A 21,651-nucleotide genomic window follows, 5' to 3' on the forward strand; every position below is an offset into this window, starting at 1 on the left:
GCGAATCTCCGGATCTGTCTGCAGTCAGCGGATGGTGGTCTGCACGAAGGCCTGCGCATTGCGCGGGCCATCGACACGTACGGTGAGGCGATAGGCGGCCCTGGCACCGCTGCCCGTGAATATCGATGAAGTCTCGTCGTGGGTGCCGCCGGTGGTATAGGCGCCCGGTACCAGGCATTGGCCGCGGTCAGCGACACCGCTGACGTTGCACAGGCGCTCCACCACGTAGCGCACGCGATTGCCGGTCGCGCCGGCGGGCAGTTCGGTGCCGATGGTCGGCGTATCGGCGACGAGTGCCGCGGGAAGGTCGCGGCGGCGCGAGTCGGCGGGCTGCACCGAAGCGAAGTACGCCGGCGCAGCATCGACCTGGGCCGCGACGGTACGCGGTATGCCCGCCCGCGCAACCACATAGGCTCGCTCGGCTTCCTGCAGCACGCCCTGCTTGAAACCTATCGTGCCCATGATCAGGCTGTTCGTATCGACCGAACGCATCAGGCTGGCCACAGCGAGCAGGGTTGCCATCAGCACGATGACGGCGATGAGCATGGCAACGATGCCACGCTGGCGCCGCGGTGCGCCATATAGTGCAAATGTATTTTGTCTCTTGCGCACGATATTCCCCTTGTTCAGAAGATGCGCGTGATCGCGGAGTTATGCATAGGAATGGTCGTGTCGTAGACCTTGTAGCGGTAGCGCGCCTCGATGCCGACCTGCAGAGCGGCAGCCGGCACGTCGGCAAACAGGGTCAGGCTGGTCGCACCACTGTAGTCGGCGGCGCGTTCGCCCAGTTGGCTGCGCGCTACCAGCGCCAGGCGCACGGCACGGATGCGTCCTATCGACCGGTTGGCCGCGACCGAGCCGTCGCTAAGTGCCGCAGCGCCCCAGGTAGCCCCGGTGGGCAATACCCATTCGTCGATCACGCCGTCGTCGATGGTGCCGCCGACGCCGTCGTCGACGCCGTACAGCGCTTTCAGCATGACGATGCCGTCGGCGATCTCCGCCGGTACGTCGCTGCCGCCGCGACGAAGCAGGTCGAACGCCACCAGGCGGCTGTTCGGCACATCGACACCGAACAGGCTGAATACCGGCGCCACGCCAAGGTCGAACAGGTATTGCTGGGTCTGGAATCCGGCAGCGGGGCTGGCGGCGGTGCGCAGGGCGAACTGGCGATTGGCGTGGTCGGGCGCTGCGTCGATCACGCCGAGTTCGCATTGCCCGGTGGATTTGCCGGCCAGCAGATACTCATTGGCGTAGAAGCCGAACGTGCTGTCCTGCATGCGCACGTTGCCGGCGGCTGCCAGGTCGATGCTGGCACCGACGGTGCGCACTGCCGGATTGCCCGAAATGACAGCCACCACATCGGGCACGGCCTGGCCGCCGGAGCCCAGGCCGTTGCCGGTAGCGCTGCCGCCGGCATAGACCAGCAACGGGATTGCCCGCACGGTTACCGGCACGCCCGCGAATGGTGCCGCCAGCGGTGCGGGTAGCGGCAGCACGGCAACTGCATTCGTGCGCGCGGAAATCGCACAGGCCCAGATGCTGCGCGCGGGGCTCTTGCCCTGCACGATGGCGGAACCGGCGCTGCGCACCTGCCGTTCCAGCTCGTACAGCGAGAACACGCCGGCCTGCTGCGCATCGTCGCCACTGGTCGTGGTGCGTTTGGTTCCTTCGAAGCGCGCAAATGCGGCCATCATGGCAATGGTGCCGATCAGGCCAATCACAGTCGCAACCAGTAGCTCGACCAGAGAAAAACCGCGCTGCCGGCCAACCGCGGACGATACGCCGCGAACCTGCGCAGGCGTACGACTATTGGCAAGATTCATCGCCATTTCCCCCTGGTGTCCCGTCTCGCAAATACCATTGAATAATTCCGTCGTCTTTTGCCGCGATACGTCGTTGCGATTCGTCGCCGTAGCGCTGCTACGCCTCCTCATCGCGCCTGGTCTCCCGGCGAAATCCATCCGGAATTTCTCCAACGTATTGACGAGACGGGACACTAGCGTGCTATCTGCGTGGCGGTAACGTAGGTGTGTACGTTGGCGACTGCTTCCGACGGCTGACGCCATTGCACTCGCACGGTCACGTTGCCGTCGGCCGCCACGGCAATGGCGCCGGCGCCGTTGGGCAGCTGCGCCACCTGGTTGTTCCAGGCCACGTAGCGGCTGCCGCCGCTGCCGCCGGCGCCGGTGTAGTCGGTCGCCAGCGTCGCCGGCGCCGCTGTCCACATTTGTGCGATGACGCGATCGCTGAGCATGGCCGCGTCGGAACGGTACTTGGCGTCGCTGGACAGGTTGACGGCAACCGACTGCAGACGCACCACGCCAAGAATGCCGATGGAAAAGATCAGGATTGCGATCATGGCATCGAGCAGTGTCGAGCCCCGCTGTGCTGCAACGGGCCGTATACGCAGGCTCATGGCATGCACCCCTGGGCGTGCTCGCTCTGACTCAGCTGCGGATCGCACAGGCGCACGCTGCCCGCCGCGGAAATCACCGTCACCAGCCGTCGCGAATCGCTACGCGCGGCGGCGACATCGATCTTGGCCAGTGCGACGGTACCCGCCAGTACACGCCCGTTCGAGTCGAAGGTAATGCCCCGGCCGGTGATGGACTGGGTACTGACATCGTCGTTCAGAGCGACTGTACGGCTGGTCGTACCGCCGACGAGCACGTTGCCCGTCGCGTCATTGGCGTTGAAGGTTTGCTTGGTACTGCGCGGTGCGGCGCAACTGCCTGGCGTCGTCGGTGCTGGCGAGCAGACGGTCCAGCCGGCCTGCGTGCCCTGCATCTCGAAACGGGCTGGCCTGCCGCTCTGCACCGCCTCCACCCGCGCCAGCCGCAAGCCGTTCTGGATGGATTCCGCCGCATTGCGAATGCGCGTGTTGGTTATCCAGGTGGAGTAGATCGGCATGCCCAGCATCAGCAGCAGGCAGAGGATGGCCAGCGCAATCATCAGTTCGATCAGGGTAAAGCCCTGCGGCCGGGAGCGGCGTTTCATGTACAGCCCCCGCCCTTGCGCACCACCCAGCATGCCAGCGGTGCGGTACCCCAGCCCCGCGGCACGGCTGTCGTGCGCCGCGTATTGTCGGCGGTGATGGTGAAGACGAATCCGCCGACACCCTGGGCTGCACGCCCGGTCGCCGTCGCGGTATATGCCTCCGGCGGCCCGGCGCTGCGGGTACAGGAAAAATCGAAGAACCGCGCCGCGCCGGTACTGGTGGTCATGGCCACACCGCAATTGGCACCCGCGCCGTAATTGCGGTTGTCCTGGAAAAACTGCTCCATGCGTACGCGATAGTCCTGCAGCGCGTATTGCGCCTCGGTCAGCTTGCTGCGCGTGATGTATTGCGTGTACGAGGGAATGGCGATCGCGGCCAGGATGGCGATGATCCCGATCACGATGAGCAATTCGATCAGCGTAAAACCACCGGCGCGGACCTTCGGAATTTGCGTTGCTCGCAACATGGCTGCCCCTGTTCGGCGTTGGACCGGCGGGCCGGCGGCTGCCGACCAGGCTCCAGCAGCACGACGGCTGACAGAACTTGCCGCAACGCTAGCAGTGCTTTTTTTCCACACGCAACCGAATGCTATTTTAAAAATCGTGGCTCCTTTTCATCTCAGCAAAACTGTGTGTCGCTTTTCGTAACGGCCATGCACTGCCGAGGAATCGCCAAGTGCCTTTGTCGACAAGGGTTTCGATTGAGCCCTGGCATATCTGAAGGAAATTCCCGCGTTTTCCTCGGATTTCGCGGATACCGCTAGTCTGCGACCAACGGCAGCGTATACCGCATGCGTATGGAGCAATCGCCGTGGCGAATTTGTAGTCGCAACCGGCGTAAGTGGCGGAACTGCGAAAGTCATTGAATAGTTTCTTGGTTGTTTGTTTGCATTTACGCCAACTATTTTCGCGCCGTGCCATCGAATACTTTTGCAGTCACGAATTTCCTGTCGAGCAATGCTCATGAATGCGGTGACGGTGAAATTCTTTGCGCTCACCGCAAGTCATTTGCGCCTACTGCAAGCACCGCGCTCGGCACCGGGATTTTCCGCCGCGGTACCGGCCGGTGTTCGGGCCAGACGCAATGGCCCAGGAAGTCGCGCCGCCCACGGTCATCACCCGGCGAGAGCGACGACGCGCCGCCACGGCTGACTGCGCTCGCTCCCCGGCGACGCAGGCATGGCCGACAGGCGCTTGGGCGACCGGCACCGCTGCCGGTGGGACACAGAGCGCCGCCCTGCTGCCCGGATGTGCGCCAGGTAGCAGCCGCGCAACCGGTCATGGCCTGCCGCCGCTGCGCGGCCTGGCGCGCAGCCGCCGGACTGGACAACAAGGCCCCCAGTGCGGCGAGCGAGTCCGAAGACCGAATCCGGCCCGTTTGGCGCCGAGCGGCGTGTGCAACCGCGTGAAAGCCGCGTCAAGCGCGCGCCGCAACCTGGGCCCGGCAGGGCCTTGCGGTTGCGCGCGATGAGGCCGCTGGCCGAAAATCGGGACATGAGCGACCCAAACCCTTACGACATCGCGATCTCGGTCGCCGCACGGTTCATCGACGAGCAGTCACGCCCGTCCGACAACCGCTATGTATTCGCCTACACCATCACCATCCAGAATGTCGGCGAAGTCGGCGCGCAGCTGCTGTCGCGCCACTGGATCATCACCGACGGCAACGGCAAGGTGCAGGAAGTGGAAGGCGACGGCGTAGTCGGCGAACAGCCGCATATGCGCCCTGGCGAGGAATTCCAGTACACCTCCGGGGCCGTCCTGGAGACCAGCGTCGGCACCATGCGCGGCAGCTATCGCCTGGTCGCGGAGGACGGCACCATGTTCGACGCGCCCATTCCCCAGTTCACCCTGTCCATCCCGCGGACGCTGCATTGATGGCCACCTGGGCCATCGGCGACCTGCAGGGTTGCCTCGACGAACTCCAACGCCTGCTCGAAAAAATCAACTACGACCCCGCTTCCGATGCCCTTTGGTTCTGTGGTGACCTGGTCAATCGCGGCGGCCAGTCGCTGGAGGTACTGCGCCTGCTGCGCACCCTGGGCAGCCAGACCGTGGTCACCCTGGGCAACCACGACCTCAGCCTGCTGGCCATTGCCCAGCGCAATGAGGCGGAACAGGCCAAGGTGAATCCGGAGCTGGGCGCGATCCTGTTCGCACCCGACCGCGAGGAACTGCTGCACTGGCTGCGCCACCAGTCGCTGCTGCATCACGACGAAAACCTGCGCTTCACCATGATCCACGCGGGCATGGCGCCACGCTGGACCCTGGCCCAGGCGCAGCGCGCCGCGCGCGAAGTCGAGCGCGAGCTGCGCAGCCCCCAGCATGGCCGGCTGTTGCGCTCGATGTTCGGCAACAAGCCGGCGGTCTGGTCGAGCCGCCTCAAGGGCGTGGAACGCATGCGCGCCAGCATCAACGTGCTGACCCGGCTGCGTTACTGCGATGTGCGCGGCCGCATTGCCTTCGGCGAAAAAGGCGTGCCCGGCACGCAGCAGGCCGGCCTGTATCCCTGGTACGAAGTACCCGGCATGCTCAAGCGCGAAACGCGCATCGTCTGCGGCCACTGGTCGACGCTGGGCCGTTTCAGCGGGCTGGGCATCTATGCCATCGATACCGGCTGCGTCTGGGGCGGCTCGCTCACAGCGCTGCGTCTGGATGCGGAAGATCCCTACTTCGTCACGATCAAGTCCGACCGCACACCGCCGGCCGGGCGAGAGATGGACTGAAGCAACCGGGCGGAACGAATCCCGCCGCGCAAATGCGCGCGGCGAAAATCCGGAGCGGTGCAAATCCGGAGCGGCGAAGGTTGGGGTGCGCCTGCGGCTTGCCCCAGCCTACGCCGGCTTTTTCTCATAATCCACAAATTCGAACGAACAGGCATGCCGCTGGTCGGCGGGATGCGCGATGCGGCGGGTTTCCTGCCACTGCCCGCGATCGAATTCGGGAAACCAGGTATCTGCGCCGTCCACGGCAGCATCGATCTCGGTGAGATACAGGCGCGTCGCCAGCGGCAGGGCCAGGGCATAGATTTCGCCGCCGCCGATCACCATCAGCTCCGGTGCTGCAGCCAGCGCCAGCGCAGCATCCAGCGAAGACACGGTCTCCTGCGTGGCAAACGGCGCTTCGCCGCTGCGGCTAAGCACCAGGTTGCGCCGGCCAGGCAAGGCGCGGCCTATGGCCAGCGCGGTCTTGCGTCCCATCAGCAGCGGTTTGCCCAGGGTGATCCGCTTGAAGCGGGCGAGGTCGTCGGGCAGGTGCCAGGGCATGTCGCCGTCGCGGCCGATGGCGCGATTCCTGTCCAACGCTGCGACCAGGCTCAGCACGGTAGCCGCGACACTCATACGGCGACGTCGCCCTTGATCGCCGCATGCGGCGCGTAGCCCTCGATGCGGATGTCCTCGTAGCGGAAGTCGAACAGAGAGCGCACCTGTGGGCTCAGCTGCAGCTGCGGCAATGCCCGCGGCGTGCGCTGCAGCTGCTCGCGCACCTGGTCGAGATGGTTGAGGTAAATATGCGCATCGCCGAAGGTGTGGACAAAGTCGCCAGGCTGCAGGTCGCAGACCTGCGCCATCATCTGGGTGAGCAGTGCATAGCTGGCGATATTGAACGGCACGCCAAGGAATACGTCGGCGGAACGCTGGTACAGCTGGCAGGACAAGCGCCCGTTCGCCACATGGAACTGGAACAGGGCATGGCAGGGCATCAGCGCCATGCGGTCGAGCTCGCCCACGTTCCAGGCGCTGACGACCAGGCGGCGCGAATCCGGATTGCGGCGGATTTCCTCCACCACCCAGCGGATCTGGTCGATGGTGCGGCCGTCGGCGCCTTCCCAGGCACGCCACTGCTTGCCGTAGACCGGGCCGAGATTGCCGTCCGCATCGGCCCATTCGTCCCAGATCGAGACCTTGTTCGCGCGCAGGTAGGCGATGTTCGTGTCACCGCGCAGGAACCACAGCAGCTCGTGCACGATCGCGCGCAGGTACAGTTTCTTGGTGGTGACCAGGGGAAAGCCCTGCGCCAGGTCGAAGCGCAGCTGGCGGCCGAACACGCTGAGCGTGCCGGTGCCGGTGCGGTCGTCCTTGCGCTGGCCGTGGTCGAGGATGTCCTGGATCAGGTCGAGGTAGGCACGCATAAGCCCGCTATGCTAGCCCAGGTCGCGGCCGCGAACATCGCGGGCGGCCGCCGTCGCCGCCGAAGCCTGTGCCACAAGCCACTCCTGACGCCGTCATCGCACCCGCTTACACTGCCGCCTGTTTCCCCTTTCGGCTAAGGAGCAGGCAATGGCGCAGTGGTTCTTCAACTACAACGGCCAGCAGATCGGCCCCCTGGAAGACGCCGCCGCCCGCGAGCAGGCGCAGCGCAAGAGCGACGGCTATTGCTGGCGCCAGGGCTTTGCCGAATGGCAGCCGATCGCCCAGGTGACAGAGCTGCGCGACGGCCTGGCGCCCCCGTCGGCGCCGGTCGCGCTGGCCGGCGGCCAGCGCCGTTCCGACGACATCGACTACAAGGTATTCGGTTCGGACATGCAGTTCGTCGAGATCGAGCTGGACCCGGGCGAAAGCGCGATCGCCGAGGCCGGGGCGATGATGTACAAGGATTCCTCGGTACAGCTGGACACGATCTTCGGCGACGGCTCGCAAAGCGGCGGCGGCGGTGGCTTCATGAACAAGCTGCTCTCGGCCGGCAAGCGCGTGATCACCGGCGAAAGCCTGTTCACCACCCTGTTCACGCATAACGGCAGCGGCAAGGGCAAGGTCGCCTTCGCCGCGCCCTACCCCGGCACCATCGTGCCGATGAAGCTGACCGACTTCGGCGGCCGCCTGATCTGCCAGAAAGACAGCTTCCTCTGTGCCGCGCGCGGCGTGTCGATCGGTATCTTCTTCCAGCGCAAGATCCTCACCGGCCTGTTCGGCGGCGAGGGATTCATCATGCAGAAGCTCGAAGGCGACGGCCTCGCCTTCATCCATGCCGGCGGCACCATCGTCGAACGCACGCTGGCACCGGGCGAACGCATCGACGTGGACACCGGCTGCGTCGTCGCTCTCACCGATGGCGTCGGTTTCGACGTGAAGCCGGTCGGCGGCATCAAGAGCATGCTGTTCGGCGGCGAAGGTCTGTTCCTCGCCACCCTGACCGGTCCGGGCAAGATCTGGCTGCAGTCGCTGCCGTTCTCGCGCATGGCCGGACGCATGCTGGCCGGCGCCCGCGGCGGCAAGGAAGAAGGTTCCATCCTCGGCGGGCTGGGCGATCTGATTTCCGGAGATCGCAGCTGAGCCAGATACCACCGCGGCGCGGCAGGGCGCCGTCCTGGCGCCGCGCATGAACGCGCGCCGCCCCGAATTCGGCGTACCGGCGGTAGCGCGCACGCTGGCCTGGCTGCGATTTTCCGCGGTGATCGGCCAGACTGCGACGGTGCTGTTCGTCGCCGGCGGCCTCGGTGTTCCGCTGGACGAGCCGCACCTGTACGCAGGCATCGCCACGCTCGGCGTATTCGCCATGCTGGTGGCCTGGCGCCTGGGACAGGACTGGCCGGTCAGCGCCGGCGAGCTGATGGCCCACGTGGCCATCGACACCATCGTGCTGGGCTGGCTGCTGTACCAGACTGGCGGTGCCACCAATCCGTTTGCTGCGCTGCTGCTGATGCCGATCACCCTGGTCGCCACGGCACTGAGCCCGCGCCACGTGATTGCGGTGGCGCTGATGTCGCTGGGCACTTACCTGGTATTGCTGCGCTGGAACCAGCCGCTGCCGCCGCTGGGGGCCAACCTGCATGTGCTGGGCATGGCCATGTCGTTCCTGATCAGCGCAGCGCTGCTGGGCTGGTTCATTTCGCGCCTGTCGCTGGTGCTGCGCGACAACCAGGCCCTGGCCCAGCGCATCCGCGAACGTGCGCTGCGCGACGAGGGCTTTCTCGCCATCGCCACCCAGGCTGCCGGCGCGGCGCACGAGCTGAACACACCGCTGTCGACCATGCGCACACTGATCACCGAACTGCGCCGCGAATACACCGAAGGCGTGCTGGCGGAAGACCTGGCCCTGCTCGATTCGCAGATCGAACGCTGCCGCGACAGCCTGCGCGAGCTGGTCGCCGTGGGCAAGGCGCAGCTGGCCCAGGCCAGCGAACGGCGCCAGCTCGGCGACTTCGTCGCCGAATGCAGCCATCGCTACGGCCTGCTGCGGCCGGAAGTCGCGCTGGCGGTCGATCTGCCCGATGCAGCAGCCCAGCTCGCCATCCTGGTGCCTGCCGGCCTGCGTCACGCCCTGCTCAACCTGCTCAACAACGCCGCGGACGCCTCGGTCGCCAACCAAGCCGACCGGATTGCGCTGCAGATCGTGCTGGACGGCGACACGCTGGAGTTCCACGTGCGCGACCAGGGCGCCGGCTTTGCCGCGGGCATGGACGCCGCGCTGGGCAATCCCTTTCACAGCAGCAAGAGCACCGGCCTGGGCATGGGCCTGGCCCTGGCCGACGCAACGGCCGAACGGCTGGGCGGTACGCTGTACGCGCGCGACAACGCCGGCAGCGGCGTGGAAACCGTGCTGGCCCTGCCGCTGCGCCCGCTACTGGAGCCCGGCCGCGATGCCGTGGCGCCCGCTTCACCCGAAATTGTGGAGACTGTGCCAAATGGAAAAGACCGAACGCCTGCTGCTGATCGATGACGACGAAACCTTCACCCGCGTGCTGGCCCGGGCACTGGGCGCGCGCGGTTTCGCCGTCAGCACCGCCCACGACGCAGTCGGCGCCCTGGGCCTGCTGCGGCGCGAACACCCGACGCACTGCGTGCTCGATCTCAAGCTCGGTGCCGACAACGGGCTGGCACTGATTCCGCAGTTGCTGGCGATAGCGCCGAACCTGCGTATCCTGCTGCTGACCGGCTATGCCTCCATCGCCACGGCGGTGGAAGCGATCAAGCGCGGCGCACACGACTACCTGGCCAAGCCGGTCGACGCCGATGCCATCGTGCGCGCCCTGCGCGACGACGAGGGCGCCGAAGGCGATCCCGGCGCAACCGCGGGTGAACATGCGCCCCCGCTGCGCCGGCTGGAGTGGGAACATATCCAGCGCGTGCTGGTCGAGAGCGAGGGCAATATCTCCGAAGCCGCCCGCCGCCTGGGCCTGCATCGCCGCACCCTGCAGCGCAAGCTGGCCAAGCACCCCGTACGCGAACGGAGCAGTTGATGAACGTGCGACCGTTGTCCGCTGCACTGCATCTGTCCGAAACCGGCCACGCCACAGCGCCGGCCTCGCCGAAATTCCCGCGTATCCGCTGTCAACCGAATCGATGAGCGCTCGTTGAGCGGTCGGGGAGATTCGTGGCAGACCGAACCGGAACGCCCTCATCCAAGGAAGCAGGCATGTCGCGCGGCAAGATCGTTGTCATTCTCATCGCTGTAGCCCTGGCCGGGCTGATCGGCTACCGCAGCTTCAGCGGCAGCAGCAACACGCAACGCCGCGGCGGCAGCGATGCCGATGCGCCCATCCCGGTTACCGCCGTTGCCGCCGGCAACGAAGACGTACCCCTGAACCTCGATGCCTTGGGCACGGTGCAGGCGCTCAATACGGTGAGCGTGCGGCCGCAGGTCGGCGGACAGATCGAATCCATCGCGTTCAAGGAAGGCCAGGAAATCGCCAAGGACGGGCTGATTGCGCGCATCGATGCACGCAGCTACCAGGCCCAGCTCGACCAGGCCGTGGCAAAGAAGAAACAGGACGAAGCCCAGCTCGGCGGCGCGCGCTCCACGCTCAAGCGCTACGAGGATCTGATCCAGAAAAACTTCGTCGCCGCGCAGGATCTGGAAAACCAGCGCCACAGCGTGCGCCAGCTCGAAGCGCTGGTCGCCTCCGACGAAGCCGCCATCGCCAATGCGCGTGTGCAGCTGAGCTATACGACGATTACCGCGCCCATCGCCGGACTGGCCGGCATCCGCCAGGTCGACGTCGGCAATATCGTCCAGGGCGGCCAGAGCGAAGCCATCGTCGTGCTGACCCAGATCCACCCGATCAACGTGGTGTTCAACCTGCCGGAACAGACCCTGGAGCGCGTGCGCGCGGCGGGCCAGTCGCTCAAGGTGAGCGCCCGCGACCGTGCCGACAACCGCATCGTCGCCAGCGGCACGCTCAGCGTGATCGATAACCAGATCGACGCCACCACCGGCAGCTTCAAGCTCAAGGCGGAATTCGCCAACAGCGAAAACACGCTGTGGCCGGGCCAGTTCGTCAACGTGCGGCTGGAAGTCGGTTCGCTGGCCAATGCGCTGACCGTGCCGACCCAGGCGCTGCAGCGCGGCCCCGACGGCAGCTACGTCTACCTGGTGAAGGAAGACTCGACCGTCGCGCTGCAGCCGGTGAAGGCCGGTGCCGAGGCTCCGGGCGGCAAGACTGTCATCCTCGAAGGCATCAAGACTGGCGACAAAGTGGTCAGCGAAGGCCAGTTCCGCCTCAAGCCCGGCGCCAAGGTGTTGGCGCTGGCGCCCGGCGAGAATCCGCCGCCACTGGCAGCACCGGCCAGCGGCGACAGCAAGGCCGGCGAAGCGCCGCGCCGGCGGCGCGGCGGCGGCTGAGCGGCCGGCGTTGTCGAACGCCATGAATCCTGCGCACGCCCCGGCCCCTGCCTGCTGTGCAGCGCACAGGGTGGCGCCTGACTTCTTCACCCAGCCTGCCGTACCGGCCAGTGCCGGCACGGCAGGCTAGATCCGCCCCAGACCGCGGCCGGGAAACTTATGTCATTTTCCACACTTTTCATCCGCCGCCCGATCGCCACCTCGCTGCTGATGCTGGCGCTGGTGCTGCTGGGCCTGCTCGGCTACCGCAAGCTGCCGGTGTCGGCCCTGCCGGATATCGACGCACCCAACCTGCAGGTCAGCACCTACTACCCCGGCGCCAGTCCCAGCACCATCGCCGCCCTGGTCACCACGCCGCTGGAGCGGCAGTTCGGCCAGATCTCCGGCCTTACGGCAATGACCTCGGACAGCTCGGCCGGTCTGTCGACGATCAACCTGCAGTTCCATGTCGACCGCGACATCGACGCCGCCGCCCAGGACGTACAGGCCGCCATCAACGCCGCCCGCGGCACCTTGCCGAGCGGGCTGCCGTATCCGCCGGTCTACAACAAGGTCAACCCGGCCGATGCGCCGATCATGACCCTGATGCTGTCTTCGCAGACGCTGCCTTTGCGCGATGTGAACAATTACGCCGACAGCATCCTGGCGCAGAAGCTGTCCCAGGTCAGCGGCGTCGGCCTGGTCAGCATTGCCGGCAACGTGCGGCCGGCGGTGCGCGTACAGGTGAACCCGGGCCAGCTGGCCAACCTGGGCCTGACCCTGGAAGACGTGCGCAGCGCACTCACCCAGCTCAACGTGAATGCGCCCAAGGGCTCGCTCAACGGTACGGTGCAGTCGTTCAGCATCGGCACCAACGACCAGCTCAGCGATGCGGCCGCCTACCGCGACGCCATCATCAGCTGGCGCGACAACTCCGCCATCCGCCTGCGCGACATCGCCCAGGTGATCGACGGCGTGGAGAACGACCAGGTGTCGGCCTGGGCCAACGGCAAGCCCGCCGTGCTGCTGGACATCCGCCGCCAACCCGGCGCGAACATCGTCAGCACGGTGGAACAGGTGCAGGCGATATTGCCGCAGCTGCGCGCGGTATTGCCGGCCGGCGTGCAGCTGGAAATCTTCGCCGACCGCACCGTGACCATCCGCGCCTCGGTGCACGACGTGCAGTTCACCCTGATCCTCACCGTGATCCTGGTCGTCGCGGTGATCTTCGTCTTCCTGCGCCGGCTCTGGGCCACGCTGATCCCGGGCGTGGCAGTACCGCTGTCGCTGCTGGGCACGTTCGCGGTGATGAGCTTCGCCGGCTTCTCGCTGGACAACCTCTCCCTGATGGCGCTGACCGTGGCCACCGGCTTCGTCGTCGACGATGCGATCGTGATGATCGAGAACATCGTGCGCTATCTGGAAAAAGGCCATAGTGGACGCGAGGCGGCGGAGATCGGTGCCAAGGAAATCGCTTTCACCGTGATCTCGCTGACGGTGTCGCTGATCGCGGTATTCCTGCCGCTGCTGCTGATGCCCGGCGTGACCGGGCGGCTGTTCCACGAATTCGCCTGGGTGCTGGCGATCGCGGTGGCATTGTCGGCGCTGGTGTCGCTGACCCTCACGCCGATGATGTGCGCCTACCTGCTCAAGCCCGGCGAGATGCACAGCGAATCCGACGACCCGGCCAGCCGCCGCGGTTTCTACGGCCGCGTGCTGGGCGCCTACGACCGCAGCCTGGACTGGGTGCTGGACCATCCGCGCCTGACCATGGCCGTCGCTACCGCATCGGTAGTGCTGACCGGCGTGCTGTATGTGGCCATACCCAAGGGCCTGCTGCCGGAACAGGACACCGGCCTGGTCACCGCCGTGGTCGAGGCGGACGAGAACATCGCCTTCGGGCTGATGCAGCAGCGCGTGGAACAGGCCGCCCAGGCATTGCGCAGCGTGCCGGACGTGGCCGGCGTGGCCGCCTTCGTGGGCGCCGGCGCGATCAATCCCACCTTGAACCAGGGCCAGCTCAGCATCGTGCTGAAACCGCGCGGCGAACGCCGCGGCCTCGATGAAGTACTGCCGGCGCTGCAGCAGTCCGCCGCGCGCATTCCGGCGATTGCGCTGTATCTGAAACCGGTGCAGGACGTGGCGCTGGACAGCCGCGTCGCCGCAACCGAATACCAGTACACCTTGACCGATGTGGACGCCAAGGAACTCGGCGAGGCGGCCACGCGCATGACCGCGGCACTGCGCCAGCGGCCAGAGCTGGCCGACGTGGACAACAACCTCGCCAACAAGGGACTGCAGCTGCTGCTGCACATCGACCGCGACCAGGCCAGCCGCCTCGGCGTGGCGATACAGAGCATCGACGACACCTTGTACAGCGCGTTCGGCCAGCGCCAGGTATCGACCATCTTCACCGAATTGAACCAGTACCGCGTGGTGCTGGAAGTGGCGCCGGAATTCCGCACCGCTGGCGACCTGCTGGACAAGCTGGCGGTGCGCGCCAGCGGCAATGGCGCGGTCGCCGGCAGTGTCGCCGGCAGCGGCACGGTGCCCTTGTCCAGCGTCGCGCGCGGCACGGTCACCAATGCACCGCTGGTAATCGCGCACCAGGACCAGCTGCCGGCGATCACGATCTCGTTCAATACCGCGGCCGGCTATTCCCTGTCGCAGGCCGTGGAAGCCTTCCACGCGGTCGAGCGCGAGATGCAGCTGCCGGCCTCGGTGCGCGGCGGCTTTGTCGGCAAGGCGGCGGAATTCTCCGCCTCGCAGGCCAACGAGCTGCTGCTGATCCTGGCCGCGGTGCTGGTGATCTACATCGTGCTGGGCGTGCTGTACGAAAGCTATATCCACCCGCTGACGATCCTGTCCACCCTGCCACCCGCCGGCGTCGGCGCGCTGCTGGCCCTGTTCGTCTGTGGCATGAGCCTGTCCATCGACGGCATCGTCGGCATCATCCTGCTGATCGGCATCGTGAAGAAGAACGCGATCATGATGATCGACTTCGCCATCGAGGCGCAGCGCGAAGGCCTGCGGGCGCGCGAAGCGATCCACCGCGCCTGCCTGCTGCGCTTCCGCCCGATCATGATGACCACCGCCGCGGCCCTGCTCGGCGCCCTGCCGCTGGCCCTGGGCAACGGCATCGGCGCGGAACTGCGCCGGCCGCTGGGCGTGTCCATCGTCGGCGGCCTGCTGCTGTCGCAGCTGGTCACCTTGTATACAACACCGGTGATCTACCTGTACCTGGAAAGAGTCAACGACTGGATCGCGCGGCGCCGCGCGGCCAGCCACGCCAATCAACCGGCGACCGCGTCATGAGCATTTCCACACCCTTCATCAAACGCCCCATCGGCACCTCGCTGCTGGCCATCGGCCTGTTCGTCGGCGGCATGATCTGCTACACCCTGCTCGGCGTGGCACCTTTACCCAATGTGGAATTTCCGGCAATTTTCGTCTCGGCCAGCCAACCCGGCGCCGATGCGGGCACCATGGCGACGACCGTGGCGGCACCGCTGGAACGCCACCTGGGCCAGATTGCCGGCATCGACCAGATGGATTCCAACAGCGGCGAAGGCAGCGCCTCGGTGAATATCGTGTTCGACGCCGGGCGCAACCTCGACAGCGCCGCGCGCGACGTACAGGCCGCGATCAATGCCGCCTCGCCCGACCTGCCGTCCGGACTGCGCACGGCGCCGACCTACCGCAAGGCCAATCCGAACAACGCGCCCGTCATCATTCTGGCGCTGACCTCGCCGTCGCGGCCGCTGGGCGAGCTGTTCAACTACGCCGACTCGCTGGTGGCGCAGCGCCTGCGCCAGCTGTCCGGCGTAGCCGACGTGGATATTGCCGGCGGCGCCACGCCCGCCGTGCGCATCGATCTCAACCTGCTCGCGCTGAATGCCCGCGGCATTTCCGCCGACGACGTGCGCCGCGCCCTGGTCGCTGCCAATGTGACGACGGCACAGGGTTTTCTCAGCGACGGCCGCAGCACCATGGCCATCGCCTCGAACAATTCGATGAGCAAGCCGGAGGAATTCGCCAACCTTATCGTAGCGACGCGCAACGGCAATCCGGTGTTCCTGCGCGACGTGGCCAAGGTCGCCCAGGGCCAGGAAGACCGCTACCAGGCGGCCTGGTTCGACGGCCAGCGTGCCATCCTGCTGTTCGTGCGCAAGCAGGCCGACGCCAACGTGATCGCCACGGTCGACGCGGTCAAGGCGATGCTGCCGGAACTGCGCGCCTGGCTGCCGAGCGATGCGGTACTCACGCCCTTCCTCGACCGCACGCCGACCATCCGCGCCTCGGTGATGGAAGTCCAGGTCGCCCTGCTGATCAGCCTGGGCCTGGTGATTCTGACCATGCTGCTGTTCCTGCGCCGGCTTGCGCCGACGCTGATCGCCGGCCTGGCCGTGCCGCTGTCGCTGGCGGGCGCGTTCGGCGTCATGTACATCCTGGGCTTCACCTTGAACAACCTGTCGCTGATGGCGCTGGTGATCGCGATCGGCTTCGTCGTCGACGATGCCATCGTGGTGATCGAGAACATCGCGCGTCACCTCGACCAGGGCCTGCCGCGGCTGCAGGCGACCCTGCTCGGGGCCCGGGAGATCGGCTTCACCATCGTGTCGATCACCCTGTCGCTGCTGGCGGTATTCATTCCCCTGTTCTTCATGGGCGGTTTCCTCGGCCTGCTGTTCCGCGAATTCGCCATCACCCTGGCCGCGGCCATCGCCATCTCGGCCGTGGTGTCGCTGACGGTGACGCCGTCGCTGTGCGCCCAGTTCATGCACGCACATGCGGACAAGCCGCCGAGCAGGCTGGAACAGCGCATCGACGCCATGCATGCCTGGAGCGTCGAGGTCTACCGCGGCGCGCTGGACTGGTCGCTGGCCCACCCACGCCTGATGGCGACCCTGCCGCTGCTGCTGCTGATACTGACCGTCTGGCTGATGGTCATCGTGCCCAAGGGTTTTTTCCCGCAGCAGGACACCGGCCAGCTGCAGGGTTCGACCAATGCGGGCTCGGACGTGTCCTTCGACGTGCTGGTCGAGCGGCAGCAGCGCATCACGGATATTGTGCGCGCCGACGCGGCAGTGGAAAGCGTCGGCGTGCGCGTAGGCGGCGGCCGCTTCGGTGGCGGCGGCGGTTCGGGCACCTTGTTCATCAACCTCAAGCCGCTGGGCGAAGGCCGCAACGAATCTACGTTTTCTGTCATGAACCGCCTGTCGGAAAAGGCCGGCCAGATACCCGGCATCCGCCTGCGCCTGCGGCCGGTACAGGACATCGGCGGGGGCGGGGGCGGCGGCGGCGGGGGCGGTGGTGCGCAGTACAACTACTCCCTGCGCGGCAGCGACCTGGCCGAGTTGCAGGAATGGACGCCGAGACTGGTCGAAGCGCTGAAGAAACTGCCGCAGCTGCGCGACGTCGGTTCCGACCTGCAGGAAGCCGGCCTGCGCCAGAACCTGGAAATCGACCGCGATACCGCGGCACGCCTGGGCGTCAGCATTGCCGCGATCAACAGCGCGCTGTACGACGCCTTCGGCCAGCGCCAGGTATCGACCATCTATTCCGACATCAACCAGTACAAGGTCGTGGTCACCGCCGACCCCGGCCAGGCGGCCACGCCGGCGGCGCTGGAGCGGCTGTATGTGCAGTCGAGCAGCGGCGCGATGGTGCCGATCACCGCGCTGACGCGCATGCGCGACGGCATTGCACCGACCTCGATCCAGCACCGCGCGCAATTCGCCGTGATGGACGTGTCCTTCGGCCTGGCCCCCAACGTGCCGATGAGCGAAGCCGGCAGGCTGGTCGAACAGACCATGGCCAACCTGCGCATGCCCGGCGGCATCAGCGGCGAGTTCGGCGGCGACTTCCGCCGGTTCCAGCAGCAGCAGGGCGATACGCCGCTATTGCTGCTGGCGGCGATACTCGCGGTCTACCTGATCCTGGGCATGCTGTATGAAAGCCTGATTCACCCGCTGACCATTCTGTCCACCCTGCCCTCGGCCGGCGTCGGCGCGGTGCTGGCCTTGCTGGTGACGAATACCGAGCTGTCCATCATTTCCGTCATTGCCATCGTGCTGCTGATCGGCATTGCGAAGAAGAACGCGATCATGATGATCGACTTCGCCCTGGTGGCCGAACGCGAACACGGCCTGGGCCCGCTGCAGGCGATACGCGAGGCCTGCCTGGTGCGCTTCCGCCCGATCATGATGACCTCCCTGGTGGCGATCTTCAGCGCCTTGCCGCTGGCTATCGGTTTCGGCGCCGGCGCGGAAATGCGCCGCCCGCTGGGCATCGCCATGATCGGCGGACTGCTGGTGTCGCAGACCCTGACCCTGCTGACCACGCCGGCGATCTACCTGCTGCTGGAACGCTGGGCGCAGCGCCGGCGCGAACGCAGGGCGGCGCGCAAGGCGGCCAGGGCGTTGCGCCGCGCTTCGGCCTAGCTTGGCAGCCAGCAGCCGCATGGAGTAGCGTGGCGCGCATGACTGCCCAATCCGAATTTCGTGCCCTGACCCTGTGCGTGCTGACCGTCTCGGACACACGCACGCTGGAAAACGACAGCTCCGGCGACTATCTCTGCACCGCGCTGCGCGACGCCGGCCACCAGCTGCAGCAGCGGCTGCTGGTAAAAGACAACAAGTACCGTATTCGCGCCATCGTCGCCGAGTGGATCGCCGACGAACGCGTACACGGCATCATCGTCAGCGGCGGTACCGGCTTCACCGGCCGCGATACCACGCCCGAAGCGATAGAGCCGCTGCTGGACAAGATCATGCCCGGCTTCGGCGAACTGTTCCGCGCCGTGAGCTTCGAGGAAATCGGCACGTCCACGCTGCAGTCGCGCGCGTTCGCCGGCCTGGCCAACAATTCCTTCGTGTTCTGCTTGCCCGGCTCCACTTCGGCCTGCCGCACGGCCTGGGAAAAACTCATCCAGGCCCAGCTAGACGCCCGCACACGGCCGTGCAACCTGGCCGGGCTGATGCCGCGCCTGCGCGAATAAACCCGGCCGGCGCCTGTGCCCACTACACAGGCGCCGGCCTATCTGCACTGCATACGGAGTAGCCGCCATGGGCAAGATGAAACGCAAGGACTACGAAGCCGCACTGGAACCGCTGCAGCGCGAGCTGATCGATGCGCAGCGCTGGCTGATGCAGGAAGGCCGCCGCCTGGTCGTAGTATTCGAAGGCCGCGACGCCGCCGGCAAGGGCGGCGCGATCAAGGCGATCAGCGAAGTACTCAATACGCGCGGCTACCGCATCGTTGCCCTGTCCAAACCCAGCGACGCGGAAAAGACCCAGTGGTATTTCCAGCGCTATATCAGCCATCTGCCCAGCGCCGGCGAGATCGTGCTGTTCGACCGCAGCTGGTACAACCGCGCCGGCGTGGAAAAAGTCATGGGCTTCTGCAGCGATGCCGAATACCGGCAGTTCCTGCAGCAGTGCCCGGCCTTCGAGAAACTGCTGACGGACGCCGGCACCCTGCTGATCAAATACTGGCTGACGGTAGACCAGGAACAACAGGAAGAACGCTTCGCCGAACGCGCTGCCGATCCGTTCAAGCAGTGGAAGATCTCGCCCATCGACATTGCCGCGCGGGAAAAATACGCCAAATACGGCCAGGCCCGCGACGCCATGATCGCCGCGACCGACACGGCCGAGGCGCCCTGGTTCCTGGTCGATTTCAACGACCAGCGCAGCGGCCGGCTCAAGCTGATCAAGCACCTGCTCGACTGGCTGCCGGACCGCCAGGTACCGGAGAAGCCGCTCAAGCTGCCGAAGCTGAAAGGCAAGGCGGGCAAAGAAAAAGTGGCGAATGCCGAAAAATGGATAAGATAAAAAACAAACGTAGGCTGGGGTAAGCCGCAGGCGGACCCCAGCATCGAGGTATTGCACCAGCAAAAAGCCCCTGTCGAAGGAATGCTCGCCTCGCCATAGCCACGGCAGAAAGCATTCCTTCGACAGGGTTTTTTTGTCGCGGTAACACCGCGATGTTTCGCTACGCCTGGCGGCTTGCCCCAACCTACCCGGCCACAAAACCCTCGACGTCCCGCTCCTCGACCGCATCGCACAGCACCTCGGCCACGCGTGCCAGCGGCGGCCCTCGCCGCAGCCACACTGCCAATGCATCGATCGCATCGGCATGGCCCTGGGCCAGCACCTCGACACGCCCATCGGCCAAATTGCGTGCATATCCGCTCAAGCCCAGGCGCAGCGCCTCGCTGCGCGTGGAGGCGCGAAAGAACACGCCCTGTACGCGGCCACTTACCTTGAACAAGGCCGCCGGCATGTCACTTCAGGCCGGTGGCCAGCTTCAATGCGGCTTCGTCCACCGGACCGGTGAATTTCTTCGCCACGCTGCCGTCAGGCGCAATGATCACAGTCATGGGCAGGCCGCGCGGGGTTTCGAAATCGGCCGGCGGCTCGAAGGTGTCGACCTGGGCAATCGGATAGCTGACTGGATGCTTTTGCAGGAAGGCCTTGATCTCGGCCGCCTCGGTGTCTTCATAGGCCAGGCCGATCGCGCGCACGTTGCTGTGTGCCTTGACGAAGTTGGACAGCTCGGGCAGTTCCTTGATGCAGGGCGAGCACCAGGTTGCCCAGAAATTCACGATTACCCAATTGCCTTTGTGTTCGGCCAGGGTGAAGGTCTTGCCGTCCAGGGTCTTGATGCTGAGGCTGGGCTTGGCCGGCAGCTCGGCCGCCTGCAGCGGTGCAGCGGCGGCAAATACGAGGGCGAGCGAGGCAAACAAGGTTTTCATGCGTTCTCCGCAGCAGGGGGTTGCGCCAGATCGGACCGGGGCGCAGGCAGGAAAATTTCGCTGAGGCGCACGCCGAGTGCGCCCTGCAGGTTGCCGGCAACGCGGGCGATCAGCGCGTTCAGGGCGTCGGGCAGCTGGCAGCGCGCCCCGTCGGTCGGGGCCACGGTCAGCGGCAGGCGGTACAGCCCGCTTTCGTACAGGTCGAACAGGGTGACCGAATCGAGATTGCGCGCCAGTACCCATTCGCCGAAATCCGTGCGCTGCACCATGCCGGTGCGGTGCAGGTCGGACAGATAGCGCTGCAGCAGGTCGTCGGTCAGGAAGCGCTCGCGCTGGCGCAGGTCCTCCGTGCGCAGGCCCAGGCCGGTGCGCTGGGCGTCGGCGAAATGGCTGACCACGCAGAGCAGGCCGACGAATTCGTGACCGGGCGCCAGGCGTTCGTGCAGGCCGCGGTATTCGAACGCGCTGATCGCCGCGCAGACCGAGGCACCGAGCAGCACGATCAGCCACGACAGATAGATCCACAGCATGAATACCGGAATCACCGCGAGCGCACCGTAGACCTGCTCGTACGACGTGATGGTGCCGAGATAGAAGGCGAAACCGCGCTTGGCCAGCTCGAACAGGCCGGCCGCGACGAACGAACCGATGGCCGCATCGCGCAGGCGCACATGGCGGTTGGGAATGATCTGGTAGCTCGCCAGCAGCGACACCCAGACGAACAGGAAGGGCAGCAGATTGAGCAGGCGCGCCTTCAGGCCCAGCTGCTGCTCGTAGCCAGCGATCAGCGGCAGCGCGAACAGGTAGGAGCTCAAGGCCATCGCCGCCACCAGCAGCAGCGGGCCGAACGACAGCGCCGTCCAGTACATCAGAAAGCGCGAGGCAGCGCCGCGCGCCGTGGCTACGCGCCAGATGCGGTTGAATGCGTCTTCGATGCTGACCATCAGCAGCACCGCGCTGACCAGCAGCACCACCACGCCGATGGCTGTGGCCTGGCTGGCGTTGTTGGCGAATTCGGTCAGATAGCCTTGCACGGTGCGGCCGGCCGCCGGCACGAAGTTGTCGAAGACGAAATTGGTCAGGTCGGACTGCCAGCGCGCAAACACCGGAAACGAGGACAGTACGCCGAGGATGGCGGCGGTCAGCGGCACCAGCGAGGTCAGCGTGGTGAAAGCCAGCGCACCCGCCGACTGCGGGCAGCGGTCGTCGCGGAAGCGCTGCCACAGGAAAACGGCAAAGGCCTGCCACTGGTCGCGATCTATCCTCATGCGCGGGCGGAGCTCCTGATGACGGCTGCAGGCCTGCAGTAGCCGGACGGGCCGGATGATAACCTCCGCCAGGTTTTCCCCGTATCT

At 66.2% G+C, this 21,651-nt stretch carries 20 protein-coding genes; 10 read left to right on the forward strand and 10 right to left on the reverse strand.

The window, feature by feature from the left end:
• Positions 1-24: 24 nt before the first annotated feature.
• The 5 genes from DFR29_RS00965 to DFR29_RS30270 form a co-directional block, all read right to left on the reverse strand.
• Positions 25-546, reverse strand: a complete 522-nt coding sequence (locus tag DFR29_RS00965; RefSeq protein ID WP_133816684.1) for a hypothetical protein — start codon at positions 544-546, stop codon at positions 25-27.
• An 80-nt stretch (positions 547-626) separates the two neighbouring features.
• Positions 627-1,823, reverse strand: coding sequence for a PilW family protein (locus DFR29_RS00970; protein WP_166653797.1), 1,197 nt, complete (start codon positions 1,821-1,823; stop codon positions 627-629).
• Positions 1,824-1,996: 173 nt separating this feature from the next.
• The gene (locus tag DFR29_RS00975) at positions 1,997-2,416 is read right to left on the reverse strand and encodes a type IV pilus modification PilV family protein (RefSeq protein ID WP_133816686.1); all 420 of its coding nucleotides are present in this window, start codon (positions 2,414-2,416) and stop codon (positions 1,997-1,999) included.
• On the reverse strand, positions 2,413-2,997 hold the full coding sequence (locus DFR29_RS00980) for a GspH/FimT family pseudopilin (protein WP_166653798.1): 585 nt from the start codon (positions 2,995-2,997) through the stop codon (positions 2,413-2,415). Before DFR29_RS00980 ends, DFR29_RS00975 begins: the two co-directional genes overlap by 4 nt.
• A complete protein-coding gene (locus DFR29_RS30270) occupies positions 2,994-3,575 on the reverse strand; it encodes a type IV pilin protein (RefSeq protein ID WP_279571510.1) in 582 nt (193 codons plus the stop codon). The genes DFR29_RS00980 and DFR29_RS30270 overlap by 4 nt, the downstream gene beginning before the upstream one ends.
• A 916-nt stretch (positions 3,576-4,491) precedes the next feature.
• On the opposite strand from DFR29_RS30270, the gene apaG reads away from it, so the two are divergent.
• Together apaG and DFR29_RS00995 are read left to right on the forward strand one after the other, a co-directional pair.
• Positions 4,492-4,875 (forward strand): Co2+/Mg2+ efflux protein ApaG, encoded by a 384-nt coding sequence (gene apaG / locus DFR29_RS00990; protein WP_133816689.1) that lies wholly within the window; start codon positions 4,492-4,494, stop codon positions 4,873-4,875.
• On the forward strand, positions 4,875-5,723 hold the full coding sequence (locus tag DFR29_RS00995) for a symmetrical bis(5'-nucleosyl)-tetraphosphatase (RefSeq protein ID WP_133816690.1): 849 nt from the start codon (positions 4,875-4,877) through the stop codon (positions 5,721-5,723). Before apaG ends, DFR29_RS00995 begins: the two co-directional genes overlap by 1 nt.
• Before the next feature lie 108 nt (positions 5,724-5,831).
• Here DFR29_RS00995 and DFR29_RS01000 read toward each other — a convergent pair whose 3' ends face one another.
• Both DFR29_RS01000 and DFR29_RS01005 read right to left on the reverse strand, forming a co-directional pair.
• Positions 5,832-6,338 (reverse strand): dihydrofolate reductase, encoded by a 507-nt coding sequence (locus tag DFR29_RS01000; RefSeq protein ID WP_208113483.1) that lies wholly within the window; start codon positions 6,336-6,338, stop codon positions 5,832-5,834.
• Positions 6,335-7,129, reverse strand: coding sequence for a thymidylate synthase (locus DFR29_RS01005; RefSeq protein ID WP_133816691.1), 795 nt, complete (start codon positions 7,127-7,129; stop codon positions 6,335-6,337). Before DFR29_RS01005 ends, DFR29_RS01000 begins: the two co-directional genes overlap by 4 nt.
• A gap of 148 nt (positions 7,130-7,277) precedes the next feature.
• Here DFR29_RS01005 and DFR29_RS01010 point away from each other — a divergent pair, with 148 nt between their 5' ends.
• From DFR29_RS01010 to ppk2, 8 genes are all read left to right on the forward strand, one after another.
• Complete coding sequence (locus DFR29_RS01010; RefSeq protein ID WP_133816692.1) at positions 7,278-8,270, forward strand: TIGR00266 family protein; 993 nt, start codon at positions 7,278-7,280, stop codon at positions 8,268-8,270.
• Positions 8,271-8,316: 46 nt separating this feature from the next.
• Positions 8,317-9,657, forward strand: a complete 1,341-nt coding sequence (locus DFR29_RS01015) for an ATP-binding protein (protein WP_133816693.1) — start codon at positions 8,317-8,319, stop codon at positions 9,655-9,657.
• Positions 9,623-10,177, forward strand: coding sequence for a response regulator transcription factor (locus DFR29_RS01020; RefSeq protein ID WP_133816694.1), 555 nt, complete (start codon positions 9,623-9,625; stop codon positions 10,175-10,177). The genes DFR29_RS01015 and DFR29_RS01020 overlap by 35 nt, the downstream gene beginning before the upstream one ends.
• A gap of 176 nt (positions 10,178-10,353) precedes the next feature.
• Positions 10,354-11,559 carry an efflux RND transporter periplasmic adaptor subunit gene (locus DFR29_RS01025; RefSeq protein WP_133816695.1) on the forward strand — a complete coding sequence of 402 codons (1,206 nt, stop codon included), beginning with the start codon at positions 10,354-10,356 and terminating at the stop codon, positions 11,557-11,559.
• A gap of 159 nt (positions 11,560-11,718) precedes the next feature.
• Positions 11,719-14,853 (forward strand): efflux RND transporter permease subunit, encoded by a 3,135-nt coding sequence (locus DFR29_RS01030; RefSeq protein ID WP_133816696.1) that lies wholly within the window; start codon positions 11,719-11,721, stop codon positions 14,851-14,853.
• A complete protein-coding gene (locus DFR29_RS01035; protein WP_133816697.1) occupies positions 14,850-17,981 on the forward strand; it encodes an efflux RND transporter permease subunit in 3,132 nt (1,043 codons plus the stop codon). The genes DFR29_RS01030 and DFR29_RS01035 overlap by 4 nt, the downstream gene beginning before the upstream one ends.
• A gap of 38 nt (positions 17,982-18,019) precedes the next feature.
• Entirely contained in the window at positions 18,020-18,538 is a 519-nt protein-coding gene (gene moaB, locus DFR29_RS01040; protein WP_133816698.1) for a molybdenum cofactor biosynthesis protein B, read from the forward strand.
• 67 nt (positions 18,539-18,605) lie between these two features.
• Positions 18,606-19,373: a polyphosphate kinase 2 gene (ppk2, locus tag DFR29_RS01045; protein ID WP_133816699.1), complete on the forward strand. Its 768-nt coding sequence runs from the start codon at positions 18,606-18,608 to the stop codon at positions 19,371-19,373.
• Positions 19,374-19,557: 184 nt separating this feature from the next.
• Here ppk2 and DFR29_RS01050 read toward each other — a convergent pair whose 3' ends face one another.
• The 3 genes from DFR29_RS01050 to DFR29_RS01060 are packed head-to-tail and all read right to left on the reverse strand — an operon-like array spanning position 19,558 to position 21,564.
• Complete coding sequence (locus tag DFR29_RS01050; RefSeq protein WP_133816700.1) at positions 19,558-19,824, reverse strand: acylphosphatase; 267 nt, start codon at positions 19,822-19,824, stop codon at positions 19,558-19,560.
• A gap of 1 nt (position 19,825) precedes the next feature.
• On the reverse strand, positions 19,826-20,296 hold the full coding sequence (locus tag DFR29_RS01055; protein ID WP_133816701.1) for a TlpA family protein disulfide reductase: 471 nt from the start codon (positions 20,294-20,296) through the stop codon (positions 19,826-19,828).
• Complete coding sequence (locus DFR29_RS01060; protein ID WP_133816702.1) at positions 20,293-21,564, reverse strand: YihY family inner membrane protein; 1,272 nt, start codon at positions 21,562-21,564, stop codon at positions 20,293-20,295. Before DFR29_RS01060 ends, DFR29_RS01055 begins: the two co-directional genes overlap by 4 nt.
• Positions 21,565-21,651: the final 87 nt, after the last annotated feature.

Source organism: Tahibacter aquaticus (genome assembly GCF_004363655.1).
Taxonomy (GTDB): domain Bacteria; phylum Pseudomonadota; class Gammaproteobacteria; order Xanthomonadales; family Rhodanobacteraceae; genus Tahibacter; species Tahibacter aquaticus.

Coding starts and splice junctions, on each gene's coding strand:
- DFR29_RS00970 (WP_166653797.1), bottom strand. CDS start 1,823: ATGAATCTTGCCAATAGTCGTACGCCTGCGCAGGTTCGCGGCGTATCG.
- DFR29_RS01005 (WP_133816691.1), bottom strand. CDS start 7,129: ATGCGTGCCTACCTCGACCTGATCCAGGACATCCTCGACCACGGCCAG.
- moaB (WP_133816698.1), top strand. CDS start 18,020: ATGACTGCCCAATCCGAATTTCGTGCCCTGACCCTGTGCGTGCTGACC.
- DFR29_RS00965 (WP_133816684.1), bottom strand. CDS start 546: ATGCTCATCGCCGTCATCGTGCTGATGGCAACCCTGCTCGCTGTGGCC.
- DFR29_RS01000 (WP_208113483.1), bottom strand. CDS start 6,338: ATGAGTGTCGCGGCTACCGTGCTGAGCCTGGTCGCAGCGTTGGACAGG.
- DFR29_RS01010 (WP_133816692.1), top strand. CDS start 7,278: ATGGCGCAGTGGTTCTTCAACTACAACGGCCAGCAGATCGGCCCCCTG.
- DFR29_RS00975 (WP_133816686.1), bottom strand. CDS start 2,416: ATGAGCCTGCGTATACGGCCCGTTGCAGCACAGCGGGGCTCGACACTG.
- DFR29_RS01015 (WP_133816693.1), top strand. CDS start 8,317: ATGAACGCGCGCCGCCCCGAATTCGGCGTACCGGCGGTAGCGCGCACG.
- DFR29_RS01025 (WP_133816695.1), top strand. CDS start 10,354: ATGTCGCGCGGCAAGATCGTTGTCATTCTCATCGCTGTAGCCCTGGCC.
- DFR29_RS01020 (WP_133816694.1), top strand. CDS start 9,623: ATGGAAAAGACCGAACGCCTGCTGCTGATCGATGACGACGAAACCTTC.
- apaG (WP_133816689.1), top strand. CDS start 4,492: ATGAGCGACCCAAACCCTTACGACATCGCGATCTCGGTCGCCGCACGG.
- DFR29_RS01050 (WP_133816700.1), bottom strand. CDS start 19,824: ATGCCGGCGGCCTTGTTCAAGGTAAGTGGCCGCGTACAGGGCGTGTTC.
- DFR29_RS01035 (WP_133816697.1), top strand. CDS start 14,850: ATGAGCATTTCCACACCCTTCATCAAACGCCCCATCGGCACCTCGCTG.
- DFR29_RS00995 (WP_133816690.1), top strand. CDS start 4,875: ATGGCCACCTGGGCCATCGGCGACCTGCAGGGTTGCCTCGACGAACTC.
- DFR29_RS01030 (WP_133816696.1), top strand. CDS start 11,719: ATGTCATTTTCCACACTTTTCATCCGCCGCCCGATCGCCACCTCGCTG.
- DFR29_RS01060 (WP_133816702.1), bottom strand. CDS start 21,564: ATGAGGATAGATCGCGACCAGTGGCAGGCCTTTGCCGTTTTCCTGTGG.
- DFR29_RS00980 (WP_166653798.1), bottom strand. CDS start 2,997: ATGAAACGCCGCTCCCGGCCGCAGGGCTTTACCCTGATCGAACTGATG.
- DFR29_RS01055 (WP_133816701.1), bottom strand. CDS start 20,296: ATGAAAACCTTGTTTGCCTCGCTCGCCCTCGTATTTGCCGCCGCTGCA.
- ppk2 (WP_133816699.1), top strand. CDS start 18,606: ATGGGCAAGATGAAACGCAAGGACTACGAAGCCGCACTGGAACCGCTG.